Source organism: Dyella koreensis, from assembly GCF_044904565.1.
Classification (GTDB): domain Bacteria; phylum Pseudomonadota; class Gammaproteobacteria; order Xanthomonadales; family Rhodanobacteraceae; genus Dyella_D; species Dyella_D koreensis.
The window spans coordinates 308,728-335,050 of record NZ_JADIKD010000012.1 but is presented as its reverse complement, the minus strand read 5'-3'; the positions used below and the strand labels follow the sequence as shown (position 1 = coordinate 335,050).

Genomic DNA, 26,323 nt, shown 5'->3' with positions numbered 1-26,323 from the left:
CCCTCTTCACTCAGGCAGATGGACGGCCAAAAAAATGGCCCGGATGCCGTGCATCCGGGCCGAAGCCGTCATCCTTGGTCAGGCAAGATCCAATCGTTGGGTGACGGGTTCTTCTCGCGTCAGTCCCCGAGCACTACGCCCACGCCAACGCGGAAGATCGGAGCATCGCCACGGGCAGCGGACACGCCCGCATTGACGTTGAAGCGGCCGCTATCGTTCCAGCGCGACATGCCTACGCCCAGCGCACTCTGCCCGCGATAGGCCGCCACACCGGCATTCAACGTGGTCTTGCCCGGCAGGTACGGCATGTTGTTGACCAGGGCCGCCGAAGCGGCGATACCGCGGTTGGCCTGACGCTGGTTGTCGTTGAGCTTCTTGCTCAGTCCGTCGAAGCGATCGCTGGCCCAGTTCTGCACGCCGCTCACGGCGTCCTGCAGCTGGCCGAAGTTGGCGGCATCGGTGCGCTGCGTGCCGGCGGCGACGTTGGCGATCTGGCGCTCGCCGCCCACCGAGCCCACCGACACCGTATCGGCACGATCGGCCACCGAGTTGTTGCCCAGCGCGACCGCATTGCTGGCCGTTGCCTGCGCCCCCGAACCCGTCGCCACGCTGTTGTTGCCGGAGGCGATGCTGCCCGCGCCCGCCGCCGTGCTGTTCGCACCGGTGGCCTGCGCGTTCTCGCCTGCCGCCACGCTGCTGGCACCTGTCGCCACCGCCGACTTGTCGGCATCGCCGTTGGAAGCGAAGTGCGGGTCCTGAGCGACCGGATTCACGGGATTCACCGGATCCACTGGCGCGATCGGCTGCACCAGAGTGTTCTCGACGTTGGTGACGCGATCGCCCATCTTGTTGATCTGGTCCTGCACGCCCCACAGCTGGCTGCCGTTGACGGCATCCATGCTGCCGTTGGCGATGCGGCCCGGCGCCACATTGGTCAACAGCGTGCCGTTCATGCCACCGAAAGTGATCTGGCCGCGATTGGAGCCGGCGTCGTACACCACCGCATCCATCGTGCTGCCATCGCTGGCGACCAGACCGGATTTCTTGAGCTGACGCAGATTCACAGCGTCGGTCTCTTCGGTGCCGTCGGCCACGTTGGTGATCTGGCGTTCTTTGCCCGCAGAGCCGACCGAGACACTGTTATCGCGGTCCGTCGCCGAGCCCTGGCCGAGTGCGACCGCGTTGTTGTTCGATGCCGTGGACAGGCGACCCAGCGCGAGCGAGTTGTCGCCCGAAGCGGTAGCGCCAGACCCCATGGCCACCGCACGGTCGCCAGACGCGACGGCACCATAACCAGTCGCCGTGCTGCCCACTCCGCTGGCGTCGGCACGGAAACCGATCGCCGTCGCTGCCGTGTTGTTCGCACGAGTGCTTGCACCAACGGCCGTACCCTGCATCGCGGACTGCGCACCGCGGCCGACGGCAGTTGAGTCACCTCCGGTGGCCCTGGTATTGCCGCCGAGTGCCACCGACGACATGCCGGGCGCTTGCGCGTTCGCACCGATGGCCATCGAGCCGTTGCCAGCTGATGCTGCAACATCACTCGACCACGTACCGCTCTTGATGTCGATGTATTTGTTGTTGGCGACGACCTTGCCCAACTGATTGTTGATCGTCGTGATGTCGCCCGTGTTCTTGGCCACCTGCTGATTGGTTGCGTACAACTGCGAGCCGTTCACCGCGTCGGTGCTGGTGCTGCTCAGCTCGCCGCTGGCCACGTTCTTCAGCGCCACCGGCACGGACGCCGCGCTGCCACCCAGCGTCACCGCATTCTTCGCGGCGCTGTCGTAGGTCACCACATTGGCCACGTCGCCGCTGTCGCCGATCAGGCCGGCCGACTTCAGCTGCGCCACGTTCACCGCATCGTTGTCGGCGGTACCCGCCGCCACGCCCTTGAGCTGGCGATCGCCCGCCGTGCCGGCGAAGTTCACCGCGCTGCCGCCGGTAGCAGCTGCCACCGTGACGGCTGCGTTCGCGTCCGCCTGCTGCACCAGGCCCACCTTGCCTTCCATCAGGTTGGTGACATTGCTCTCGTTGACCGTCACGCGCTGATCGAGGCCCGTAATATCCGTCCTGATGCTGGTGACGTTGCCGTCGATCGCCTCGAATGCCTTGGCGACATCGCGGTAACCCGTGCCCTGCACGGTGTAGGTCGGCGTGGTGATACTGCCGTTCGCATTGACGGTACCCCCCAGTGCTGAGACCACCGGCGACAACTGGCCCAGGTTGACCGCGTCGGTTGACTGGGTACCCGCCATCACGTTCACCACCTGTCGCGTGCTCGTGGCCGAGCCGACGGAAAGGGTGTTGTTGCGGTTGGCCACAGCGCTCGCACCAAGGGCGATGGCATTGTCAGCCGAAGCCGATGCGTTGATACCGAAGGCAATCGAGCTGTTACCCGTTACCGCTGCCCCGCCACCCACGGCGATATCGCCCGAATGCGTGGCCCGAGCATTCGCGCCGATGGCAATCGAGTTGTTGCCATAAATGTTGGCGTTATCACCCAGCGCAATGGAGCCTGCGCCGGTGACCGCCGCGTTGCCACCGGTGCCCTGGATCGTCGCATTGCGGCCCATCACGATGGCACCCGCGCCGGTGTTCTGGTTCTTCGCATTGGAGCCAATCGCGATGTTGCCGTCGGCGGTGCCGGCGACGTTCGACTGCGCGCCGTTACCGATGGCGATCGTATTGGCGCCCGTGGCGGAGGACGCGACCGTACCGTTGACCTTGCTGTACCTGCGGATCTGCGCAATGTCGTTGGTATTCGTGGTGACGCGGCCATCCAGGTTGGTCGTGTTGGCATTGAGCTGCGTCAGCGCATCGCCCACGCTGTTGACGGTCTTGTTGCCGCCGTTCCTGAGATCGGCCACGGTGTAGCTCGGCGCGGTGATCGTGCCATCCGCATTCACTGTACTACTGCCGCCCAGCGCGCCGGCCACGCTCTGCGCGGTATTCTTGAGCTGCGACAGATTTACGGCGTCGGTGTTCTGCGTACCGGCGGCCACGTTGACCACCTGGCGCTCGCTGCCAACCGCACCCACCGAAACGGTGTCGGCGCGATCGGCCACGCTCGCCTGTCCCAGCGCCACCGCATTCACGCCCGTCGCGGTCACATGGGCAGTGCGGCCCATGGCCATGCCATAGGCCGCTGAAGCGTCAACAGTGGCTCCCGCGCCAAGCGCAACAGAGCGATCCGCGAGCGCCAGCGTGCCCATGCCCAGAGCGATCTGGTTGGCCCCAATCGGATTGCCGCTACCATCGACGGAACCGGCCGTTGCATTGCTGCCCATCGCGACAGACGAATTCGTCAGCGCCAAGGCGTTATTGCCCGCTGCTGTGGCATAGGCCTGCTGCGTCGCCGCCCGGTTGCCGATGGCGACCGAGGCCGTGCCATTAGCGGTCGCATTCACACCGCCAGCGAAGCTGTCAGAACCCAGCGCCATGGCGCTCGGGCCTACCGCCGTCGCGTGCGACGCCGCCGAGCTATAAGCACCCAGCGCCACACCGTAGAAGCCGCTCGTACTGGCGTGATCGCCGAAAGCTGAGCCGCCCTGAAATCCAACAGCCGCTTCACCCACGGCGGTGCCGCAGAGAGACGTGCCGTCAGTCCAAGCCGGATTCAGTAGAGCGCCGTTCGCCGGTGTGCCGCAGCTTGCCGTCGCCGTAGGGTTGAGCGTGGTCGTTGCAGCTTCAGCCTGATGTGCCAGCCCCAGACCGCCCACCATGCCGGCCAGCAGCATCAGCGAGGCGGCCGACTTCGTGGAGCCCTTCTTGCGGCCCTTGGCCAGCTCGGAGGCCACGATCCACTTGTTCGTGGCGGCGTTCCAGACGATGCGATAGATGGTGTTCATTCGTTTTCCTCTCAAAGACGTCGAGTGAGTCGGCGCCCCTTCTCGAGGGCGCATGGCTCCACCGCGCGAACGGTTCGCGCGTTTCCGAAGCCCTGTGGTGGTTACGGGTGCCCGGGATCGGGCGCGCGCCGCTCTGTCTGGGCACGCATGCCTGGTGTTTGAACTTCCGGGCACGAGAACGATGTTAGGAATCGAGGGGGCGCCGAAGTATCGGACCGGGCCTAAATCGCCTTGCGATGGCTTAAGAACGGCGTGTTTGGGGCATCGCCAGCCCCTGAGTCGGGCGTCGCGGCGGCGCTATCGCATGTTCTTTCGATCGCCACGCGACTATCTGCGCATGGCGACACGCAACAAAATCACGACTCACGCCAGCTCAGGCATGGGCTCTTCATCGACAAACCATTCGCCGGGCAACCCGGCCAGTTCGTCCAGATAGGCAAAGAGTTCGCGGTCCGAACGCGCGCCCAGCTTGCGCATGACAGCATGCTTTCGCCAGAACACGATGGCGGTGGAGACGCCCAGCTTCGAGGCGATGTCTTCGACCGACGAACCGGCCGCCAGGGCGCTGACGATCCGGCATTCCTCACGCCCCAGGCAGCTGAGTCGCGGCTGCTGGAAATCCAGTGGCAAGCCGCCCTGCACAATCGCCAGGAGCACGGTTGTGCTGAGATAGGTGCTTCCCAGCATCACTTCCTTGATGGCCTGCGGAATCTCGTTGAGTCGATCCGATTTGCTGATAAGCGCCTTCACACCCATCGAAAGCACGGCGTGATGGATCGCGGGATTGTCCATGCCGGTCATCACGGCCAGCGGAATCTTAGGATAGGCAGTGCGTATGTCCTGCAGTAGCGCGAGCCCTCCGGTGCGATCGCGTTCTGGCATACGGAAATCGGTGACGATCAGGTCGCACCATCCCGTCTGCAGAATGTCCTGCAGCTCATCCATGCTGGCTGCCTGGCCGGTCACAAGGCCGACGCCACTGCGCGCAATGGCTTCAGCTATGCCGATGAGAGCGACCGGCTGGTCGCCTGCCAGAACAATGCGAGGAATCATGACTTCACTCCGAGGGCTATCGCCAACAGGCAATGAGGTCTCTCATTGTCGTCACGGCTCTTTTCGCCACCATCGGACCGGTCGTAATTGAAGCCGGCCATTCGCAGGAAGAGCCGGTACGCAACTACAGGCGGGCTTCTCCGCTTGCGCGAAGCTCCCTTTTGGCGTTCTCGGCATGACTGGCTTTCTTCAGGCGCTCGATCAACTGGCGCCGCTTGCCGGGAGAGACGAACAGGAATCTGTTCAACCCTTCAACAAAGAGGTCCTGCTCCGTCTTGCTCAAATTGCAGAAGCCCAGCAACAACATGGAGACCTTAGCTTCGTTGGCTTCTTCCACGTCCGTGTACCCGCAGTGCGACGTTATCTGTGCGGATCATGTCGATCATGCCCGCTTTCAAAAGAGCCTAAGGACGCGCACTTAGGTGAACTATGGGACGGTGCCTAATCAGCCGTTCTCGACAGCATCGCCACTCGATTCGGCGACACGGATCACATATTCCCTTCGGTGTCCTTCGCGCTTTCCCGCGCGGACTGTGAAGCTGGAACCAGGCCATGCGTTACCGCATAACGAAAAATATCGACGTCGTGTTGCAAGCCGAGTTTTTTCATTGCGGTGACTTTCTGTGCGCTCACGGTTTTACGGCTACGACCGATGCGGTCGCCGATCTGCGACACCGAGAGCCCCTCGGCGAAGAGCCGCAACACTTCGGTCTCGCGCTTGCTGAGTTGCCCAGGCGTATCCGGCGCACCTGTCTGACTGGTGGATGCCGCCTGCAAAAGGCGCTCGATTTCCGGCGACAAAAAATCCTTCTTATCGCGTGCCCGATGGATGGCCGTTTCGAGGCAGGCATAGTCGTCGGCCTTGCTGACGATGATGCGAACGTCGATGGCCAGAATGCTGCGCAGAACGGTTTCGCTTTCTACCCCGGTGAGCACGATTAGCTTCACCGTGGGAAACCTGCGCTGTAGGAACCTCAATAACGAAATGCCGTCGCCATAGCGCCCTTTCGGCATCGAAAAATCGGTGACCACGACATCACAGGCAGTGCCTCCCAGCAGCTCCACCAGCTTGGTTGAATCCGTCACCAGGCCAATGACGGTGACGTCCGCGAAGCCGGACAGCAATTGCTCCATGCCAGCCAACATGGCCGGATGGTCATCCGCAACCGCAACTCGAATGGTCAAGCGATGCTCCCGGACGTCGTCATATCGTCACGCCCCGCCCACCGCAGGACGGCGCCTTGTTTCCACAGGGCATCAACGCGCCCGTGGTGCCATATACTACGGCCGCTTTCGCGGCACCAGATGGCGCTATGGGCGCCTTGGTCGAACCCTTATCGGCGGTCACCATGGATAGCAACCACATTCGCGTCGCTGTCGCCGACGACCATCCGGTGATCCGGCTCGGCATCGAGGCCGCCCTGGATGATGTTCCGACAATCCGGCGGATCGGTTCGGCGCGCGACTCATCCGAACTTGTCACCCTGCTGGATGCCCAGCCCTGCCAGGTGCTGGTGACCGACTACGCGATGCCGGGTGGCCGCTACGGCGATGGACTCAACCTGCTTTCCTTCCTCGCCGAGCGTTACCCGGCGCTTCGCATTGTGGTGATCACCGCCATCGACAAGCCGGTGCTGATCCGTACCTTGCTGGCCAAGGGCATCCAGAACCTGCTCAGCAAGGCGGACGACATCGCTCATGTCGCGCCTGCCGTGCAAGCCGCGCATGTGGGGCGCCGCTATTACTCGCCGGCCATCGCTGCCATCGTGCAATCGCTTTCCGGCGACAAGCCCATTACCAAGTTATCGCCCCGGGAGTCCGAGGTGATCTCTCTCTATGTCGCCGGCAACAGCATCATGGAGATCGCCAAGCAGCTCGGCCGAAGCAAGCAGACCGTGAGCACGCAAAAAGTGAGTGCCATGGCCAAGCTGGGTATCGCCTCCGACGCGGACTTGTTCAAGTTCGCCTCGGAGGTGGGGCTGGTACCGCCGCCCGAGATCTCCTGAGTCAGCACGGCTAGTCGCGGCCGCGAGGTTACGGTGCCCGGCTCGGTTCCGAGCCTGTCGATTCCAGCGGCGCGCCCTCCGAATTCACGGTGTCGTGTCCGATGGGAGCGGACAGGACTTCGATCTGCCAACCCGGCTCGACCTGCTCCAATGCGCTATCCAGCGCCTGGATGCCTGCCTCGTCCAAATGCGTGCCCTGGGCGAGATGCACCACGACTTTGTGTTCCAGCACGTCGATAGAAACCTCGCCGAGCTGTCGATACAGCAGATCGTGTATGCGCGAGGCAACATCCATGCCTGCCTGCATCTTCATTTGCGCAAGCTGCCCGTCGAGGTCCGCCACATGCGCGCGCAGCTCGTCCAGGCTGCTGCGGTCGCGCAGCAGGCGGTCGTTGGCTTCCAGTGTCTGGCGGAACTGGATCGTGACCTCCTGCTTGAGGCGCTGCTCCAGCCTGGCTTTCAGTGCTTCCTGAGCGCCATGGACGTACTCGGGCACCATCGCCATCAGGTTCACCGCGACTTGCTGGTCATGGCTCTCCACCTTAAGGCGCTCAATGCTGCCGTGCTGCTGGTCGAGATAGGCCTGGATTTCCGCGCGGGCCAGATTGGCTGTCCAGGTTGACTGGGCAATGTTGCGCAAGGCCAATCCCAGCGGAATGGCCAGCAGCACGAAGGTCACCACGATCACGCCCGCCTGCCACACCGTGTGCTGCGGCGAGTTGTCGATGCCGAAGCCATACCACTTGGCGATCAACGTCACGCTTAGCGCGATCGCCAGCAGGTTGGTCATGAACAGGAAGAACGCGCCGCCAGCGATATGCGTATCGCCCACCGCCAGGCCGTAGCCCACAACAGCCAGCGGCGGCATCAATGCCGTGGCGATCGCCACGCCGACAATCGCCTCACCCTTGCGGGTGATCACCGCGTAACCGCCGGCCAGGCCGGAGAAGACGGCCACCAGCAGATCGAACAGCGTGGGCTGCGTGCGCGCCAGGATTTCGCTGGTGGCCTCCTTCAGCGGAGACAGCCACACGATGCACATCGCCATCAGCAAAGCCATCGCAACGCCGGCCATCAGCGCCACCAGGGCTTGCCGCATCATGCGGAAGTCCACCACGCACAGCGAGAAGCCGAGCTGCACGATGGGCCCCATCAGTGGCGAAATAAGCATGGCGCCGATGACCACCGCGGCTGACGATTGCAGCAGACCGAGAATCGCAATGCCGCACGACATCACCGCCATAAAGGCATAACGCGGCGTGAGCATGCCGCCATCCATCACATTGGACATGACGGCGGCATGATCCACGCCACGCACGATGCGCGAGCGCCGCCCGTGCCAGAACCATCGTGCACGCTGCGCCGACCGATGCGACGGCGCGTCAGTAACCTTATTCATGGGTGGGTACTTGCCGGGTGGAATGAAAGAAAGATGCGGCGCCGGATGTGTCCCGTGCGCTCAGTGCGACAACCCGCGGCTCCAAGTCACCTTGACGCGGGATGTACCCACCAGGGCTTCGCGCTCGGCGAAGCGGGTGGCGAGATCGACGGCTTCGAACAGGTCGCGGCGGACGATGATCGGCTGGCGCTCGCGCAGCACTTGCCACTGGCCATGCGTAGCGCGAATGACGTGGTAATGGACCTGGTTCCCCATGGGATGCTCCTGCGGGGCGTGATGCCCGCCATCGAGTCATGATCCCCAAGGAACGCACGGCGAAATATCAGACGCGGCCTAATTCAGCTTGCGCGTGGCCATCGTCATTTGCCATGCAACCGGCGCGGCAGTAGCCGTATCTATGGTCACGCAGGCCATTCCCGGCCAACGTTCTAAACCCCTTTAGCCTTCCGGGCATCCAACCCGGAATGAAACACCACCGACAGACTCTGGCGCCGATGCCGGCCATGCCAGACGGGAGTCTATGGCCATGAAGAAGATGTCTGTGTGCGCATGTGTGTGTCTGGCCATCAGCGTGGCCGCGCGTGCTTCATCCCTGCCCGACCCTGCCTTGCAGATGGTCGATGACATTGCGCGCACCGAACATATGACCACCTGCGCCGTGCACCAGACGCTGGGCGATCAGGTGATGGTCGCCGCCACGCAATACGATGCACATCCCTCCGCCCGCACGAGCATCCAGCGGCTGGTGCGGCGGCGGTACGATCAGTGGCTTGCCATGCACGGCGGCGATGGAAGCGCGGTGGCGTCTACGTGTGCTTCGACGTCGCTGCAGGCCGGCGATACATCACAAGAAGCCAGAACGCCGTAGGCAGCCACCAGAAGACTGCCCCCAATGCCGCCTTCAGGTAGCCGGACTCACCGAAAGTCACGTCATCCCATGCCTGCAACGTGCCAAGGCAACCAAGAAAAGCCGACGGCAATACCAGCAGCAACCAGGCCCATACGCGTTGACGGTGCTTGCTGTGCTTCGAGCGCAGGCCTTCAGCCAGCGATACTTCGCCGAAGTTCGCCTGAAAGGGATCGTAGGTGGAGCGAGGGGTGGACATCTCGCGGCGGTAGAGGCCGGCGTCGGGCTCGTCGAGCGTCATCGCGTTGAGATCTTCCGAGCGCCGCACAAGAGGGCGGCCGTCTACGGTGAGGCGCTCCAAATCCACTTGGTTCTCGCGTCGGTTTCCGCTGCTCACGAACGCCTCCTTGGCCAGCTTCAAGATTCACGCCACTGACGCAGGCCGAGCATACCTGCTGCTTCGGGGGTATTTGCAACCCAGTTCAATGTGGCGCCGAGCATTCTTTACAAGGCCATGCCTTCCAGCCCTGGTCATTGACGGCAGCGTTACCGCGGATGGTGCGAAGCCCCTCCTCCGCTCGCGTTTCGGTCTCCCGGTCGCCCGCGAGTTTCGCGGCTGTCGCCAGGCCGACCAACGACGCTGCGCGATTGGGATAGCGAATCAGTGCCACCTCGAACGCGCGCATGGCATTCACCGGGCGCCCCAGTTTCAGGTACACCTCGCCGAGCAACTCCACGGATGGCTTGACCGGCACGGGCGGGCCGTAGCCGATCGGCAATTTGTCTTCTTCCGCGGCGGCATCGATCAGATGACTGATCGCATCCTGCCTGCTGCCTTCGGCCAGTAGCTGCATGGCCTGCAATTCGGTCTGCATGATGTGGGCGGGTGCGATGCTGGTGGCATAGAAGCTGGTGAAGAACGACTCGTCGTGGTGGCCGGCCATCCCTTCATTAGCATGCTTGCGGCTGTCGACGAGATCGCCGATCTGCTTGATCACCGGCTGCATATCTGTGTGCCCCTCGCGTATCGCAACCAGACCGCCCGCGAACAGGTCGCTGGTCGGCGCCGCCAGCTCGATACCTTTCAGATCGAGCGACATATTCGCTTCTTTCCAGTTCGGCGCATCGACCGCGTAGGAGGCGAGCATCATGCCCAGGTACCACTTCACCATCGGGCTTGGATTGAGCGCGTGGATCTTTTCCATGGCCTTCAAGCAGTCCAGTGCTTTGGCGATCTGTCCTTGTTGGAGATAGCCGTACTGCATCCACTGCAGCGTGTGGAGCCCGTGAATGTCGTAATCGCCAGGCTTGAGTTTGCCGCGCGCGATACGCGCCTTGCTGGCGACCCAGGATCGCTCGTTCGCGTAGACGAACTTGCCCCACAAGCCAAGGTCGAGATAGATATGCGAAGGCATGTGCAAGGCATGCGCGGAGTCGCCGGCCAGTTCTTCGTACCGGTCGGCCGCGGCCAAGCCGAGCGCCGCGTACTTGGGATCGTCGTAGCAATGCACAAGGTAATGCAGCACGCCTGGATGGTCGGGATTGCGGGCATAAACCGCCTCCAACACATCCGATGCTTTCATCAGGAGAGAAAAGCTGCGGCTCTCATCCGCTTCCAGCCCCAGCAAGGCCAACCCATAGAAACTGGCGACCTCGTCGTCGTTGGGATATTGCGCGTAGAGCTTGCCCATGGCATCGGCATACGCGGTGTCGCGGGCGGTTTTGTCACCATCGCCATAGAGAAGCCGCACGGCATCGATAAAACCCTTCTCGCGTGGACTCAGGCCTGACTCGGGCGCCTTATCGAACTCAGCCAGTACACCGCGTGCGGCCTGCAGATCCTGCTCGCCCCACAGTGGGTGGTTATAGGACATCGCCAGGCCCCAATAGGCCATGCCGAAATGGGGTTGCGTCTTGATGGCCCCGCGAAAGGTCTCGATCGCGTTGTCGTACTGAAAGTTATGCAGCAACTTCACACCGGCAAGAAACGTCGCCTCCGCCTGCGGCGATGCCGACGTCGGGAAGTCGATGGGGTTGCGTTTCCCCCGGGCGGCGCTGTCCTGGCCGTAAGCCAGGCCACAACCGATCAGAAGGGTCACGACACACGCGATAACGCGTACAACACGCCGCCAACGGTTCATGCATGCCTCCCTGAGAAAATGCACTCGCAACCCATCAAGCAAGGTGACGGCTTGCCCGGCCATACGTCCGGCAGCGTCTTATTTCAGCGTGGGATAGCCTTTGTCGCGCGCCATATCTTCCAGATGGCGGATGCGCTTGACGTAATCCTGTTTATCGATCACCACAAAGCCCGTAAGCTTCATAGTGGCAAGCGCCTGACGCAACGCAGCGTCGTCCGGATGCTCGATCAGCCCCTTGATCGCCGTACGCATCTTTTGAATCGTGGCATCGTCTGTCTGCGCGCTGGTGATCAGGGGAAGGCCTGGAGCCGCGGGTGTGACTGTCAGAATCCGCGTCTTGGCGGCAAGCTCCGGATAGTCGCGCCTGATCAGGTCGTAGCTCACATCATCGATGGACGCGAGATCGATCTGGCCCGCGGCGATCATACGCACGCTCTTGAGATGTCCCTCGGTAAGCGTCACCGATGAAAAGATGCCTTGCTTCAAAGCCTCGCTCGGAAAGCTAGACGCTACCGTCGCACGAAACAGGTTCATGCCGCTGTTGGAGTTCCATTCGTTCACGCCAGCCTTCTTGCCTTTCAGGTCAGCCAGGGTCTTGTACGGCGAATCCGCCTTCACCACGATCACGCTGCGATATTCCCCGGCGGGCAGGCTGCTGTTGGTGGCGTAAACCGGCGTGCCGACCATCTTTATGCCTTTGTCGGCCAGTGTATGGACGTAGGGATAGCCGCATGCCTGCGACAAGAGCAGATCCCGCTGTTCCCACTGATCGACCAGTTCGCCGTTCGTACGCGCAAGGGCGACCGGTGCGTTGATGCCGTCGGATTTCAGCTTCTGCTGTAAATGAGACCAAAAGACATCGTCAGCCTTCTTTACCGCATCCGACACCTCGTACATCGGTAAAGAAACCGTCGAGGAGCCTTCCTGGGCGCGTGTCTCCGTGATGGTCATGGCAAACCCGGTACATGCAAGCGTTGCGTACAGTGCCATCGCCAGACAGCGGTGCCGTCGGAGCAAAAATGCAGAGGCATGGCGCCGTGACGTCACGCCCGATGATTCATGCGACCGGATAGACCTTGAATGTGCGCCCATCTCTCTGCCCTCTTGTCGATGATCGCGACACCCACAGCGTGCCGCCGCGATGTACGGTGAGTCATGGCGTAAGGTGTCATGAGAACGTTTGCCGAAGCACAGGTGCCAGCACGGTGCCGATCAGAAGCACCAGAAACAGGGCGGCCGGTATCCAGTTGAGCTGAATCCGCAGCTCCTTGATGACGTGGGTATCCCTGAACTGCAGCGTGGTGTTGTAGACCGTGATGATCAGCGACAGCATCACCACCAGGAATGCGTAGCCGAGCCAGAACATGCGCGACACAATGTTGTCGGTAAGCACCACCTCGGGAAAGCTCGCCGCGACCGAGAACTGCAGTGCAATCGTCGCCAGCGCTGCGCCGCTCAGCAGCGTCGCCTTCTGGAACACGTCCTCGAACTTGATCACCAGCACCAGCAACGGCGCCATCATGATGAACAAGTAAGGCAGGAAGATTTGCGGCGCATACTGCAAGGTTTTTCGTTTCGCCTGCAGCTTGATGGCCAGGTGCTCGAAGCTCGTGCCGTCCCAGCCGATGCTGCTGAAATGCTCGCCATCCAGCCCATGCAACGTCCACTGCGCCAGATGCACTGAACGGTCGATCGCCGAAGCGGCCTTCTCTTCCGAGCCGTACAGCAGTGTCAGCGCATCGCGGTTGTAGCGATCTGAAGCGATGTCGATGGGGAACGTCTGTTGATCGAACGGAAAGTCGGCATAGTCGCTATGGATATAAAAGCCGGCCGTGAGGGTCCGGATCTCGGTTACCGTACCGTCCGGCCGTACTTCGATGCCGATTTGGGGCGTTCCGGTGGTGCTGATCAGGTTGGTGACGATGACGTGCGGATTCCAATGCTGATCAAGAAAGGACTGCGCCTCCCGGTCGGTATAAATCAGCCGGTCCAGTCCCTGCTTGACCGGATCGAACGCAAGACGCGAATCCAGCCATGCCTGGTGCAACTCCACGGTGGCGAACAGCGTATTGAGGTTTTCCTTGACCCCTTGTATGTCCAGGATCGAAAGCGATACCGCAACAGGCAGCGGCCGCGGCGCGTTCTCCGGCATCTGGGTCAGATCGCTCGCCGGGCTGGCGGATGCGGCTATCAGCGGCAGCAGCGCAAGCAGGCGCGATAGCCATCGATGACACATCACGGGCTCCTTGGTGCGGATTCCGCCGCGGCATGCAGCCTCTGGCGCACTTGCTCCGCCGTCTCGAACAGGCTCCCTATCTCGTCCTTTCGCCCGGGTACGGCGATCGGCTCATCGGCCTTGCCGTGAATCAGCTGGCGGAGTTTGCCTTGCAGATCGGCGAGCGGCCGTAGCAACAGGCTATTGATCAGGATCGTCACCCAGCCGAATACCAGGATAAAGCCGAGCAGAAAGCGCATGACGGCCAGGCGGACATTGTCTACGTAAGCGGTATTCAACCTTACAAAGCTGGATACGCTGACGATGAACCCGATCTGCTGGCCACTGTAGTCGATCAGCGGCATGGTCAGTACGCCATACTCGGCGCCGTTGATCACGCGCGAGGTGGAGCGATTGCCTCGCGTCGGCGCAATGATGTCCGGCGTGACGGCCGCACTCGTCAGGTCCCAGTCGGTGGAGTAAACCGCGCGCTTGCCGTCGAGCACCTGGTCCCGCGCAGGCGTAAATTCCTTGTCGCTTTGCCGCGCCTTGTTCCACAGATCGTCGTCGATAAACGTCGCCATCTGCGAATCGGTAAGCACGCTGACCTGCTTGAGCAGCGCCTGAAAATCCGATGCGTATTCGACCACGCCAACCAGGCCGGCTTCGTCTTTGATGGGCGCGATGCCACGGATCGCCAAGCCGGCTGGACCCAGCTCCATGCCGCGCTGACTGACGCCGTGAACGGTCGAGGCGATCACCATCGGCCGCGTGGCGCGGAAATCCTTGACTGGCATGTCGGGGTTTTCGACAAACAGGATGGCTTCGGCGGGCGGCGTGAAAAACTGCAAGAGGTTCGCGCCATACGCACTGCGCATATGTTCGAACGTGCGCTGCGTGCCCTGCAGCAGGGCCGCACGGTCTCCTGCACGAAGTGTCTTGGCAAGCCAGGCCTGGTCAGAAATGATCTCGGCGGAACCCGCCACGATCAGTTCGCGATCCCGTATCGCGGAAGTCGTGAGCTTCGCGATGTTGGCCAGCGCGCGATCCTTCTCCGCATTCAAGGAATGGCGCAGCGCCAGAACGGCAAAGATAAACGTGAGGCCGAATACCGCCGCCAGCACGACCGCATTGATCAGCATGATGCGTCGACGCAAAGACATATATGCCTTCGGCAGGAGGAAACATCATTAGTCTCGGATCTTGCGTTCAAAAGAACGCTGTCAGCCGGCGCGTTCTATCGTGAGCTTGATGACGGATCGGAGGTCCATGTAAACCAAACGTTTGGTCTCGCCGATCCTACGCCACGATCCACGCCCGTTCTGTCGAATTGACGTAATGCCGCTGTCGATGCGGCGTAGAGGCCCTGTGAAACCCAGACGGAACGGCTAGCCATGCAAGCGCGATGGACGCGTAACCGCGCCCATCGCGACTTCAGTACACCTCGAATAACTTGCTATCCACGGCGAAAGCCGGAATGACGAGCGAAGAAGGATTTTTCGAGGCTCCCTTCAGTGCAAGTCCGTCAATCCTTCCCTGCGGCGGGCAATGACTCCGTCGGCACCACGGTCAGCTCAATCTTCGACGGATAAGCGCGGCTGTGATGCACCGCATTGCGGGCAATGACGCTCTCGGTCTCGTCGTAGTTGTTGCCGCCCGTATTGAGGTTGCGATCGAAGCGCGGGAAGTTGCTGCTGGAGATAGCTACGCGCAGCTTATGGCCGGGCTTGAAGTAGTAACTGGTGTCGATCGGCTGGAAGGTCACCGCCACCACTTCGTCCGGCTTCATCCATGCCAGCGGCTTGTCGTAGCCGTTGCGGTAGCGCATGCGCTGGATGTTCTCGGTGACGTTGAAGGCGCGGCCATCCGGATACACGTCGATCACCTTGAAGGTGAAGTCGGTGTCCTTCGCGCTGGAGGAAACATGCAGCGAGACCGTGATCGGCCCGCTGACTTCGGTGCCTTGCGTGAAGGGCTCGGTGTCGTACACCAGCACATCGTTGCGGGTTTCCTGCTCGCGCTGATCATACGAACCGAACTTCACCGCATTGCCCTGGCAGCAGCCGCCGCCACCGTAGGTGGGCACGGGGTTGGTGGGGTCGTAGACGAATTGATCGGGATGATCGTCGGCCTCCGGCTGAGCGACCAGCTTGCCGTCGCCGTAGAGCGTGTTGGCCTTGCCTGCGCTGGTGAAATAGAAGGCTTTGGTGGTGGCGCCGGCCGGCGGCCATGTCGCCGATTTCTTCCATTCGTTCTTGCCCATCAGGTAGTACATCACCTTGGGCTGTTTCTTCACGACCTCGCTGTCCTCACCTTTGAGGAAGCGGTCGAACCAGCCGAACACCAAGGCGTTGTAGTCGTAGCGCGCATCGCCCATGTCCATGTCGCCGACCATGGTGTGCTCGGTGGCGCGCGTGTAGGCGCAATGCAGTACCGGCGCAATCACGGCGTACTGCTGGTCGGCCACCTCTTTGGGTGCGGTACGGCGCACTTCGTTATAGGCCGCCAGGTTGGGCGATACCGACACGTCGAACCAGCTCATGAACCACAGGCCCGGCTTGGCGATCTTCATGTTGTCGTGCCACAGGCCGCCCTTGTACCAGGCCGGATCATTGGGCGCGCGCGCCACCATGTTGCCGCCGGTAGCTACTGGCATATGCGTATCGAAGATGCCCGGTGGGCCACCCACGGCCTTGATGATGTCCTTCTCCGGCAGGTGCCGGAACGCCTTGTCCCAATCCACCGGCGGCATCTGCGGCGCCAGGTCGAAGAAGCGCGAAGCGTTGACCAGTTCCGCCTGCGTGGCGTTCGGGGCGAACTGTGGCCGCACCTGATTCTGGATGCCGTAGTCGTAGATCCAGGCGATAAACAGCATCTGCACCGCGCCGCCGCGATACCAGTTGCCTTGCTCGTAATACGGCCCTACCCGGCCCACGCCCGCGCCGAAGCCCTGCACATTGAAGGCGGCCAGCGCCGGTTCGTTCTGCGACACCACGGCCATCTGCCACTCAGCCGTCGACGAACAACCCGTGGTACCCACTTTGCCGTTGGACCAGGGCTGCGAAGAAATCCAGCGCACCGCATCCACGCCGTCGCTAACCGGCGCGCCGAGAATGTCGTAGTTGCCCTCGGAGAAGAAATGGCCGCGCTCGTTCATCTCGACATAGGCATAGCCATGCTTCACCGCATCGAGCGGACGCGTCATGTCGCGCGGTGCGCCGAGCTTCACGTCCCAATAGTTGAAGTTGTATGGCGTGCGCGAAAAGATCGTCGGCAACTTGCCCTTGGCGTTCTTCGGTCGGTAGATGTCGGCGGCCATGCGCTTGCCGTCGCGCATCTTCACCATCACCTTGCGGTCGATCACTGCGACATCCGCCAGCGCTTTCTCGGTGTCGTTGCGTTTGGCGATCTGCTCGGCTTGCGGGTCTTTGACCTGGGCCATGGCGGTGTACGGCAAGGCGAGGCAGAACGAGGCGGCCATGGCCGCGGCGATCGAGGCCAGATGGTGGCGTGACATGGGAGCTCCCCTGGTGGTGATGCTGCCGACTATAAGAAGAATCAGTGTGTAGAGACATTGCGCAGTGCCGCACGGCTGTCCTGTTGCGCCCTCCAATTGGCGTTGAATTTCAGCGGGCACAACCTGCTCCCTCCCCTGCTCGCAGGGGAGGGTTGGGGAGGGGTGAGTACTTGAGGAAGCGCATCAGGAGAGGTTTTCTCAAGCCCCCCCCTTCCCAACCTCTCCCCGCTCGCAGGTGAGACGGAAGAAGGCCTGTCACCTTCTCAGCGGACTGTAAGGCAAGCATGGAGCGACATGACAAAGATCCGGGCCATACCTGGTTAAGATCAACGTCCATGCACCAGGCTTTCGGGTTGAGCCTATCGGTGCCATGGAGTCATCTCGCAATGAAGCATGGAGAGACGCATGAGATATTTTTTTCTGCTTTGCATCTTCTTGATATTTTCGGGCAGCAGTAACGCCGTTAGCGCCGATACGGTGATCAAGCACTACATCTATTTCCCTCACCGGGAAGCCGGCGGCGCTAATATCCAGGCAGACAAGTCACTGCGCGACCCTCGCTTCAGCGGCGCTCAAATTGTCTATACGTGGCGAAGCCTTGAACCCGAAAAGGGTCGGTATGACTTCAGTGCCATAGAAGAGGATCTCGCCTTTCTGCATTCGATAGGCAAGCAACTCTGGATTCAGCTGCAGGAGAAGTCCTTTACGCCCCGGCGCAACGTGCCTGACTACCTTCTGGCTGACCCGATCTACCAAGGTGGCGTACTCAAGCAGAGCATGGCGTCCGCCCCCGAGCGCGATCCCGGTAAGCCTCTGGCCGATGACGAATACGGCTGGTCGGCAAAGATGTGGGAAAAGCCGGTGCGTGAGCGCTATCAGGCGCTGATACGGCAGCTAGGGCATAAGTTCGACGGAAGGATCGCGGGAATCAATTTCAGCGAAAGCTCCATCGATATCGGCACCGAGCACCCCGATGGAACCACGACCTTCCCTGCCGGTTTCCGCCCTGAGGACTATGTGGATGCCATCCGGGAGAACATGCAGGTGCTTGCCAGCTCCTTCAAGACATCGGTGCCGATGGTTTACCTGAACTTTGTACCCGGCGAATGGCTGCCGTGGAACGACAAGGGCTATATGCGGGGCTTGTTCGCGGAAGCGCAGCGACTAAGGATGGGAATAGGCGGGCCTGACCTGATGCCGTACCGCAAGAGCCACATGGCGCAGACCTATGGCTTCTTCAAAAACTATCCCGATGCGCTGGTGAAAGGCATGGCGGTGCAGGATGGAAACCTTCGCCAGATCAACCCCAAGACCGGCAAGAAGAACACGGTGCGCGACATTCTCGATTTCGCCGAGCACTACCTGGGGTTGGACTACATCTTCTGGGTAGAGGACGAGCCCTACTTCAGCGACGAAGTGCTCAAGCAACTGCCGGCGAAGTGAGCGGCTTACGAAAGCAGGCCGACATCATCGCGACGCCGCAACGAGGAAAACCCTGACAGACGCGCGACGCATCCTTTGCTACGTTCGGTCAGTCACCAACGCCGTCTCTCACGGGGCTACGTCGGTGACCATGGCAGCGATGCTGTGGAAGAAGCGCGGATCGTGAGAGCGGACACTCACACGACCCGCTAACCAAACCAACTTGATAGGAGTTGATTGTGGCTAAGCCCGATCATACGGCACCCGTTCGCCTGTCGGATCCCCCCGGCGACAAATCCACCGCTCCATGCAGCCGCTCGCGCGCTACGACAGGCGCGACGAGAGAGGCGCGCAAGCGCCGATCCATCAAGCTCACCGGCATTGCCATTGCGGTGGACGCGGTCGCGTGTGTGCTTGCGCGCCATGAGAAGTTTCGTGACGCGCAAGATCACCGCAAACCAGCCGAAGCAGCGTATGACCCGCTGACGCTGGAGTGCAGCGGCGGCCTACTCCTCGCGGTTCACTTCTTGAATCAGTACGCCAGGAAGTTGAAGCAAGGGAAAGTGACGGACGGCTAGCGCCCTATGATCACCCGCGACACATCGCGTTATGAGCACGGTGTGTCGCACCTGGGTGGCCGGCTGCGTAGCGCAGCCCTTACAAGCCGCTGACCGCCAGCTCATAGCACGCCCTCCCCGCCTCCTTGGCCCGATACAGCGCGACATCCGCGCGTTGCATCAGTTCGTCCTCGGATCCTACGTCGCGACAAAGTGCCGCGCCGATGCTCAAGGTGACATCCAGCCGGGCCGAATCCAGCCGCACGGGCTCGGACATGGCATCGGTGATTTTTTTCGCCAGGGCCTCGGCCGCATAGGTGGCATCCACGTCATTACACAGGATGACGAACTCATCGCCTCCCAGGCGGGCCACCACATCCGACTTTCGGGTCACGCTCTTGAGCCGGTGCGCGATCTCCCGGAGCACCGCATCACCCACGCCGTGCCCATGGTTGTCGTTGATGGATTTGAAATGATCGACATCGATGATCAGTAGCATCAAGGGAAAGCGTGCAACCCGTGCGCGTTCAAGCGCCAGGTGAAGGCAGTCGACGAAATAGCGCCGATTCGCGAGCCCGGTGAGCGCGTCATAGTGGGCCAGATAGGCCAGCTCTTGCTCGGCGCGTTTGATTTCGGTGATGTCGGTGGTCAGCGCATAGAATCCGGTGCGCTCGCCCGCCGCCGACATGGCCGGAAGATACGTGGTTTGCAGGTAATGGTTCTGGCCGTCGCTCCCTTCCATTTCGTAGGCGAAGGTGGCCTCGCCACCGGCAAGCGCACAGGCGATATGGGCGTAAAACCGCTCATAGAGCGCCGCGCCCCGAACCTCTCGAACGGTACGGCCGATGATGTCCTGAGGCTTCTGGCCGGAGACCTTTTGCACGTACGCATTGATGAAGGTGTAGCGCTCCGCGGAATCCACATGCGCAATAACGGCCGGAATATTGTCCGTGATGGTACGCAGCCGCTTCTCGCTGTCGGCCAGAGCCTGCTCGGCGAGCACGCTTTCGGTGACGTCGCGCCCGGTGTAGATCAACTCTGACTCGGCCGGGTTGTCCGGGCTTGGCGCCAGACGGACCAAGGCCTCGATCCAGACATAGTGCCCGTCGCGATGCTGCAGGCGATACTGGGTCAGCGAGGATTTCCCCGACGCCCACAGCTCGGCGACGGCTGCGGCCACCCGCTCCCGGTCGTCCGGGTGAATGAGTTCCGGGCGAGGCTGCATGAAGTCCGCCACCTCCCAGCCCAGCAAATCTTTGATGGAAGGTGACACATAGCGTCGCTCCCCGTTGCGGCAGATGCGCATGACCAGGTCGCTCGCGTAATCCGCCAGCAGGCGATAACGCATCTCACTGTCGCGAATTTGCTGCTCCAGCCGCCGGCGATCGGCCAGCGTGAGCGCAACAGGCACCGTGACCAGGCAGATCACGCCGAGATAGACCTGCGCCAACAACGCGCGCGCATTCGGGGTGGCGTTAACCATGAGATCGAATGGCCCCGTACCCATAGCGGTAGCCACATTAGTGATCAATGCGACCACTGAAATACCCACCACCAGCCCAGCAAAGTGATGGCGAAATACCGCGAACAGCAGGGGCGCAAAGACCAGAAAAAGCAGCGGATATCGCGATTGGACAAACACCCCGATGGTCGTCACAGCGACCAGCACCATGTCCCGGAAGAATGCGATGCGATGCCCAGGGTTGCCGAGCACACGGCTGCGCTGTGTCAGCACCACCAGGGTTGCCGTCGCCACAATCACCATGCCCAGGACATGGGCGCGGAACCACCAATCAACCGTAGGCCAGTAGCTGCCCTTGTGGGTCGCCGCGATAACCCCTGCCGCAAGGAGCGCGGAGACCGCGCTGGCGAGCAAGGTCGAGCTCAACGCGACACGGCCCAGGCGCAGAAAGGTGGTGTCGTCGGCAATGCGCGGGAATGCGCGGCGCACCGCGAAGGCGACGATCAGCGTTTCCAGTCCATTGATGAGGCCCAGGGCCAGGCTGGGTAGCAGTGGCGCTCCCTGCAGCCCCTTGCCCGCCAGGTAGGCGATTAAAGACACCGCCAGGTAGACAGACCACTTCTTGCCCGAAATGCGCAAAAGGGAGCCGACCACCACCCCGTTGGCGATCCAGATGGAGACCACGCTACTGGTTGCGCTGGTCAGCACCAGCGAGTAGCTGGTCACGGCAAAGATCGCGGCAAACAACCCCAGCGCTTCCCATAGAAGCGTGTGGCGCTTGAACCATGGTTCTTCGGAAATTCGCCGGTTCATAACCTTCCCCGTCAACAGCCGTGGAACGTTATGCATAGTTCGGGCCAGCATCGTCCGAACATTCAGCCAGGATGCCGGAGAACCAGAAGTGACACGGCACTGACAAGTCCACTCCCCAGTAGCGTCCACCCCATCCCCACCTTGAAGCGCAACATGGCCAGCAATGCCGCGACAGCCATCACCGTGGCAAACGGATCGATCGTGACCCACTGCGGCACATCCAGGGACAACGACCCAAAGTGCCGTCGCTCCACGTTTCCAAACAGCGTGTGCAAGGTGAACCAGACCGACAGGTTCAATACCACCCCCACGATGGCGGCCGTGACGGCAGAGAGCGCGGCATTGAGTGCCCGATTGCTGCGCAAAGCCTCCACGTACGGTGCGCCGAGAAAGATCCATAGAAAGCACGGAGCGAACGTTACCCAGGTCGTCAGGACTGAGCCAGCTATACCGGCGGCCATGGGCGATAGCCCGGTTTCATGGTGATAGGCCCCTAGGAAGGCAACAAACTGCAGCACCATGATCAACGGGCCGGGTGTTGTCTCGGCAAGCGCCAGACCATCCAGCATCTGTCCCGGCGTAATCCAATGAAAGCTTTCAACGGCGCGCTGGGCGATGTAGGCCAGTACGGCATAGGCACCGCCAAAAGTGACGACGGCGGTTTGGGAGAAAAAGATGCCTTCCTGAGCCAACACGCTGTGCATACCCAACGCGCCGATGACGAACGCGACCGGTAGTAACCAGATAGCCAGCCAGGTGAGCGTGATGCGAATGGCGCGGCGTGCGGATGGTTTCGTGTGTCGCAGCTGGCCCTGGCCGAGCAGACGATCGATCAGGTATTCCGAAGACGCGTCGGTCGATGTCGACGCCGGTGCGGGAAAGCGCTCAGGTAACCACCAGCGCCCCAGAAAACCCACCAAGGCAGCCGTCAACACGATCAAAGGAAACGGCACCTTGAATACATAGATGGCAAGAAAAGCCAGCGTGGCGACACCCACCATGACCCGGTTCTTCAGCGCCTTGCGCCCGATGCGGAGCACGGCCTCGATCACTACGGCCAGAACGGCAGCCTTCAAGCCGAAGAACACCGCTACAACGAGCGGCACCTGGCCATAGAGCGCATAGACGATGCTCAACCCCAGGATGGTGACAAAGCCGGGCAACACAAAGAGCAAACCCGCAATCAATCCACCGACAGTTCGATGTAGCAACCAACCAATATAGATGGCGAGCTGGGCGGCTTCGGGCCCCGGCAACAACATGCAGTAATTCAGCGCATGTAGAAAACGCGCATCACTGATCCATTTATGCTTCTCGACCAATTCGCGATGCATCACCGCGATCTGACCCGCCGGGCCACCGAAACTGAGCAGCCCCACCTTGGCCCAGACACGGGTGGCTTCACGCAGCGAGATGGCGCAGGCTGCGGAAGGCGCGTCATGCTCAATCATTGCCGTCATCGAATCTTCACCGGCACCGCCATGCGAGATGATGTGCCCGATTTGAAATGCTTCGTCGCGCTTGTCTCAGTGCTTGTCGACGGTGGCTTGCGCGTCGAGCGCCGCGCGGAATCCACGGGCAAGGTCGGTCGCCCTGCCCTTGCCCCAGAAGTGCGTGAAGTAGAAGTTCGGCTCCTCACCCATCATGTGGTTGTGCAAGGCCACCACGTGGATCCCTGCTTTGCGCAGCGCTTGAAGCACTGGCCGCACTTCGGCCGCACTCATGATGAAGTCACCGTCGATGGTCGCCAGATCGTCGCTGCCACTGAAAGCGGCCCAGGTCGTCAGCCCCATGGAGGCGCCGATGGTCTGGCCGTGCATATGACCTTCGCGGCCGACGGTGATCTTGGCGACACTATCGGTGACCGGCGCCGGATGTCCCACGACTGTTGCAATCGCTTCGGCATTCAACTTACCTGGCGCAGGTGCCGGGCCACCGAAACCCTGCGCGGGTTGTGGCTGCGCCGCACGCACCGCCTTGATGGCGTCCCACACGGCTTTGACGCCGGCTGCCAGCTGCGTGGCCGATCCTTCGCCGCCGATGTGCATGAAAAGGACCTTCGGCTGATCGAAGAAGAAGTGGTTGTGCAGCCCGGTGACTTGCAATCCATGCGCGAATGCCGCGTCCATCGCGGCATCAACCTCGTCCTGGAAAACAACCGTATCGCCCATCACCATCACCATCGCCTGGTCGCCCATCGGTGCGAAAGCGGCCCACGAGCCCAGCCCGGCAGCGGGCGGCAGACGCATGCCATCAACGGTGACGGGCACATCGGCGCGACTCCAGCCGATCTTCACTACGCCGTCAGGTTGTGCCTTGGCGTCGACACCCGCGGCTTTACCGATGATCGCCGGATCCAGGGTGGCGGCAGCGCTGGGCAACGCGACGCCGAACAAACCAACGACCATCATCCATGTCCACAGTGGACGCATACGCGCACGGGAAAAGAAGGGATTCATGTCGGTTCTCCGGGAGTGTCCAGGTAAGCGGCGTACAAGCAGTCGAGCACCGTCGCCATGTCATGCAGCAAGCCGTCATCGTCGTCACCGCGACGGGCGCGGGCACCGGTCATGACGCTGGCGAAGCCAGCGGCATCGGCCACCGGCACGCCACCGATATCCAGGTAGCGGACCAGTCGGCCCAGGCGGACCAGACTCGGGTCACCATCCAAGCCGAAGCTCGTGGCCAACACCTCGAAGCTCACCCGCTGACCGACGTGGGTGAAGGTCGCACCGTCGAAATCGAAACCCAGTGCATCGGTGGGGCAATCCGCGGGCTTGGCCAGCCACAGAAAGTGAGCCTCGGGATCGATGAAGCGTCGGATCAGCCATGCCGAGGCGACGCGATCGATCCACAGGTGCTGACGCGTGGCCCAAACCCGGCCGCGATAGTCAGCGAGCTCGCGGCGTGAAATGGCCCCTTTCGCGGCGTGCGGTTCGTCCGGTGAGAACTGGGCGTTGAGCGTTTGCTCGGCATCCCGTAAAGCGATCTCGACCCGATCGCGGGCCGGGCCGGGAAAGAAATCGGTGGCGACGATCCCTTCGAGGTCGCGGCGCAGAGTGACCAGTCGGCGGCGCCCTTCGATCTCGGACAGGCCGGGCAATTCGGTCATCAGTGATGTCAGGCGATCGAGGCCTTCGGCATAGACCGGCGTCCGATCGAAGGCCGCCCGCAGTTCGGACTCCTGTTTAGGGTCCGCGGCCGAGAACGGGACGACCTGCGCGGAGCCGCCGGCCTGAATCACTTCATCGGCCTGAGCGCGGAACAACGCTTGTGCCGCTTCGCTGGCCGGCAGCACATACACCCCATCACGCAGCGCCTCGGCCCCGGCTGCCTTGAGGGCTCGCCATAAACGCATGCGCGGCCCTGGACTGCGTCCCGTCAGGGAGGCAACCAGCATGAGCCAGGTAGCAGGATTAACGGACATGTAGTAAATACTACGTCTACGTCATAGTCATAACAACACTGTGCTTTGTGGAGGTCCGCCATGCGCTGGGTCACCCGCGAACGCCCCAAAATCGACCGGATCGCCTGCCCGTGGCTGGTCACCCGATTCATCGACAACGAACCCGAATTTCTCTACGTCCCATCGGCCGAGGTCTTCGAGGTGGCCCGCCAGACCGGGGCGATTCCCTACGACATTCCTGGCGCCGAGCTATCCCATGTCGGCGAGCATTGCAGCTTCGATGCCTTTCTGGAGAAGTACGCATTGAAGGAGCCCGCGTTGTCGTATCTCGCAGCCATCGTCCGTGGCGCCGATACTTCGCGATTGAATCTGACTCCTCAATCCGCCGGTCTGTACGCGATCTCGCTCGGTTTGTCGCACAACTGTCCCGACGACCACGCCATGTTGCAGCACGGCCTGGTGATCTACGACGCCCTGTATGCGTGGTGCAAATTCGCCCAGGGCGAAACGCACACTTGGCCACCCAAGATTTAGGAGAAGACCATGCACGATCGATGTGAGCGGCGCCGCGCCGCCGTTCTCCCAGGTATCACGGCCGTGCTTCTCGCCATGTCATCCGCAGCGTGTAGCGGCGCCGCTGCAGGTCATCTGCCTCTCACTACCGTGGCGGATATTCCACTAAGCGGTCACACGACACGCTGGGACTACGCGAGTCTCGACCCGATTGCGCATCGCCTCTATATCGCGCACTTGGGCGATAGCGTCGTGATGGTATTCGATACGCAGCAGCAGAAGGTGATCGCCGATATCGCGGACGTGGGCCACGTGCACGGTGTTCTCTATGTCCCGGAGCTGGATCGCGTCTATGCCTCGGCCACCGGAACGGATGAGGTGGTGGCGATCGACCCGAAGACCCTGAAGATCACCGCGCGGGTACCGGCCGGCGATTACCCGGACGGCATGGCCTATGCGCCCGACGTCCACAAGCTCTACGTCTCCGACGAGCACGGCGGCACCGACACGGTGATCGACGTGCGATCGAACACACGGGTCGCCACGATTCCGCTCGGAGGTGAAGTCGGCAATACGCAATACGATCCGGTGTCCAAGCACATCTTTGCGAACGTGCAGACGCGCAAGCAGTTGGTGGAAATCGACCCGGCCACCGACAAGGTGATCAGTCGAACGGATTTACCGGGTGCTGAAGGCAATCACGGCCTGTATATCGATGCCGCTTCCCGCTTGGCCTTCATCGCTTGCGAGGACAACAGCAAGCTGCTCGTACTGGATCTGGCTAGCCGGCGCGTGTTGTCGTCGTTTGATGTGGCGAAAGACCCGGATGTTCTGGCGTTCGACGGAGCGCTGGGTTGGCTCTACGTCGCCGGGGAATCTGGCGAGGTATCGCTATTCAAAGTCCAGGGACAGACGGTCAGCACACTAGGTACGGCTATGTTGGGACCCAACGCCCATGTGGTGGCCGTGGACCCTGCATTGCACCACGCCTACTTTCCACTCAAGGCATTGAAAGGGAGCCCGATGCTTCGCATCACCCAAGCGCAGCACTGAAGAGGACTCTCGCCCCTTACTGTGGCTATCACTAGCATCGAACAGCGCAGGACAGGACACCGATGGCT

The 26,323-nt window shown here is 61.7% G+C and carries 21 protein-coding genes and 1 pseudogene; 5 read left to right on the top strand and 17 right to left on the bottom strand.

From position 1 onward, the window contains the following. Positions 1-119: 119 nt before the first annotated feature. From ISS97_RS16635 to ISS97_RS16620, 4 genes and pseudogenes are all read right to left on the bottom strand, one after another. Positions 120-3,839: pseudogene (locus ISS97_RS16635) on the bottom strand (YadA-like family protein); the annotation flags it as partial. Positions 3,840-4,214: 375 nt separating this feature from the next. Then, entirely contained in the window at positions 4,215-4,904 is a 690-nt protein-coding gene (locus ISS97_RS16630; protein ID WP_379983492.1) for a response regulator, read from the bottom strand. A 124-nt stretch (positions 4,905-5,028) separates the two neighbouring features. Further along, a complete protein-coding gene (locus ISS97_RS16625; protein WP_379983493.1) occupies positions 5,029-5,241 on the bottom strand; it encodes a hypothetical protein in 213 nt (70 codons plus the stop codon). Between the two features lie 152 nt (positions 5,242-5,393). Beyond that, a complete protein-coding gene (locus ISS97_RS16620) occupies positions 5,394-6,089 on the bottom strand; it encodes a response regulator (RefSeq protein WP_379983494.1) in 696 nt (231 codons plus the stop codon). Positions 6,090-6,253: 164 nt separating this feature from the next. Here ISS97_RS16620 and ISS97_RS16615 point away from each other — a divergent pair, with 164 nt between their 5' ends. Next, positions 6,254-6,910: a response regulator gene (locus ISS97_RS16615; RefSeq protein ID WP_379983495.1), complete on the top strand. Its 657-nt coding sequence runs from the start codon at positions 6,254-6,256 to the stop codon at positions 6,908-6,910. A 28-nt stretch (positions 6,911-6,938) separates the two neighbouring features. On the opposite strand, the gene ISS97_RS16610 is transcribed toward ISS97_RS16615, so the two are convergent. The 9 genes from ISS97_RS16610 to ISS97_RS16570 form a co-directional block, all read right to left on the bottom strand. Then, positions 6,939-8,309, bottom strand: coding sequence for a TIGR00341 family protein (locus ISS97_RS16610; RefSeq protein WP_379983496.1), 1,371 nt, complete (start codon positions 8,307-8,309; stop codon positions 6,939-6,941). Positions 8,310-8,369: 60 nt separating this feature from the next. Further along, the gene (locus ISS97_RS16605; RefSeq protein WP_379983497.1) at positions 8,370-8,564 is read right to left on the bottom strand and encodes a hypothetical protein; all 195 of its coding nucleotides are present in this window, start codon (positions 8,562-8,564) and stop codon (positions 8,370-8,372) included. A gap of 331 nt (positions 8,565-8,895) precedes the next feature. Then, a complete protein-coding gene (locus ISS97_RS16600; protein WP_379983498.1) occupies positions 8,896-9,024 on the bottom strand; it encodes a hypothetical protein in 129 nt (42 codons plus the stop codon). Positions 9,025-9,115: 91 nt separating this feature from the next. After that, complete coding sequence (locus tag ISS97_RS16595) at positions 9,116-9,577, bottom strand: hypothetical protein (RefSeq protein WP_379983499.1); 462 nt, start codon at positions 9,575-9,577, stop codon at positions 9,116-9,118. 61 nt (positions 9,578-9,638) lie between these two features. Further along, positions 9,639-11,297: a tetratricopeptide repeat protein gene (locus ISS97_RS16590; RefSeq protein ID WP_379983500.1), complete on the bottom strand. Its 1,659-nt coding sequence runs from the start codon at positions 11,295-11,297 to the stop codon at positions 9,639-9,641. Positions 11,298-11,375: 78 nt separating this feature from the next. Then, positions 11,376-12,344: a phosphate/phosphite/phosphonate ABC transporter substrate-binding protein gene (locus ISS97_RS16585; protein WP_379983501.1), complete on the bottom strand. Its 969-nt coding sequence runs from the start codon at positions 12,342-12,344 to the stop codon at positions 11,376-11,378. 121 nt (positions 12,345-12,465) lie between these two features. Continuing rightward, complete coding sequence (locus ISS97_RS16580) at positions 12,466-13,533, bottom strand: ligand-gated ion channel (RefSeq protein ID WP_379983502.1); 1,068 nt, start codon at positions 13,531-13,533, stop codon at positions 12,466-12,468. Continuing rightward, positions 13,533-14,675, bottom strand: coding sequence for a cache domain-containing protein (locus ISS97_RS16575; protein WP_379983503.1), 1,143 nt, complete (start codon positions 14,673-14,675; stop codon positions 13,533-13,535). The genes ISS97_RS16580 and ISS97_RS16575 overlap by 1 nt, the downstream gene beginning before the upstream one ends. Positions 14,676-15,037: 362 nt before the next feature. Then, positions 15,038-17,029 (bottom strand): CocE/NonD family hydrolase, encoded by a 1,992-nt coding sequence (locus ISS97_RS16570; protein WP_379983504.1) that lies wholly within the window; start codon positions 17,027-17,029, stop codon positions 15,038-15,040. A gap of 405 nt (positions 17,030-17,434) precedes the next feature. On the opposite strand from ISS97_RS16570, the gene ISS97_RS16565 reads away from it, so the two are divergent. After that, the gene (locus ISS97_RS16565) at positions 17,435-18,472 is read left to right on the top strand and encodes a hypothetical protein (RefSeq protein ID WP_379983505.1); all 1,038 of its coding nucleotides are present in this window, start codon (positions 17,435-17,437) and stop codon (positions 18,470-18,472) included. Between the two features lie 218 nt (positions 18,473-18,690). Further along, the gene (locus ISS97_RS16560) at positions 18,691-19,029 is read left to right on the top strand and encodes a hypothetical protein (RefSeq protein ID WP_379983506.1); all 339 of its coding nucleotides are present in this window, start codon (positions 18,691-18,693) and stop codon (positions 19,027-19,029) included. 79 nt (positions 19,030-19,108) lie between these two features. Here ISS97_RS16560 and ISS97_RS16555 read toward each other — a convergent pair whose 3' ends face one another. The 4 genes from ISS97_RS16555 to ISS97_RS16540 all read right to left on the bottom strand — a co-directional run bounded on the left by ISS97_RS16555 (position 19,109) and on the right by ISS97_RS16540 (position 24,641). Beyond that, complete coding sequence (locus tag ISS97_RS16555; RefSeq protein WP_379983507.1) at positions 19,109-21,283, bottom strand: diguanylate cyclase domain-containing protein; 2,175 nt, start codon at positions 21,281-21,283, stop codon at positions 19,109-19,111. A gap of 62 nt (positions 21,284-21,345) precedes the next feature. Next, entirely contained in the window at positions 21,346-22,743 is a 1,398-nt protein-coding gene (gene chrA, locus ISS97_RS16550; RefSeq protein ID WP_379983508.1) for a chromate efflux transporter, read from the bottom strand. A gap of 66 nt (positions 22,744-22,809) precedes the next feature. Next, positions 22,810-23,742 carry a DUF1259 domain-containing protein gene (locus ISS97_RS16545; protein WP_379983509.1) on the bottom strand — a complete coding sequence of 311 codons (933 nt, stop codon included), beginning with the start codon at positions 23,740-23,742 and terminating at the stop codon, positions 22,810-22,812. Further along, entirely contained in the window at positions 23,739-24,641 is a 903-nt protein-coding gene (locus tag ISS97_RS16540) for a chromate resistance protein ChrB domain-containing protein (protein WP_404580151.1), read from the bottom strand. The genes ISS97_RS16545 and ISS97_RS16540 overlap by 4 nt, the downstream gene beginning before the upstream one ends. 129 nt (positions 24,642-24,770) lie before the next feature. Here ISS97_RS16540 and ISS97_RS16535 point away from each other — a divergent pair, with 129 nt between their 5' ends. Then, positions 24,771-25,223: a chromate resistance protein ChrB domain-containing protein gene (locus tag ISS97_RS16535; protein WP_379983511.1), complete on the top strand. Its 453-nt coding sequence runs from the start codon at positions 24,771-24,773 to the stop codon at positions 25,221-25,223. A gap of 9 nt (positions 25,224-25,232) precedes the next feature. Beyond that, positions 25,233-26,255, top strand: coding sequence for a YncE family protein (locus ISS97_RS16530; protein WP_379983512.1), 1,023 nt, complete (start codon positions 25,233-25,235; stop codon positions 26,253-26,255). Positions 26,256-26,323 lie beyond the last annotated feature (68 nt).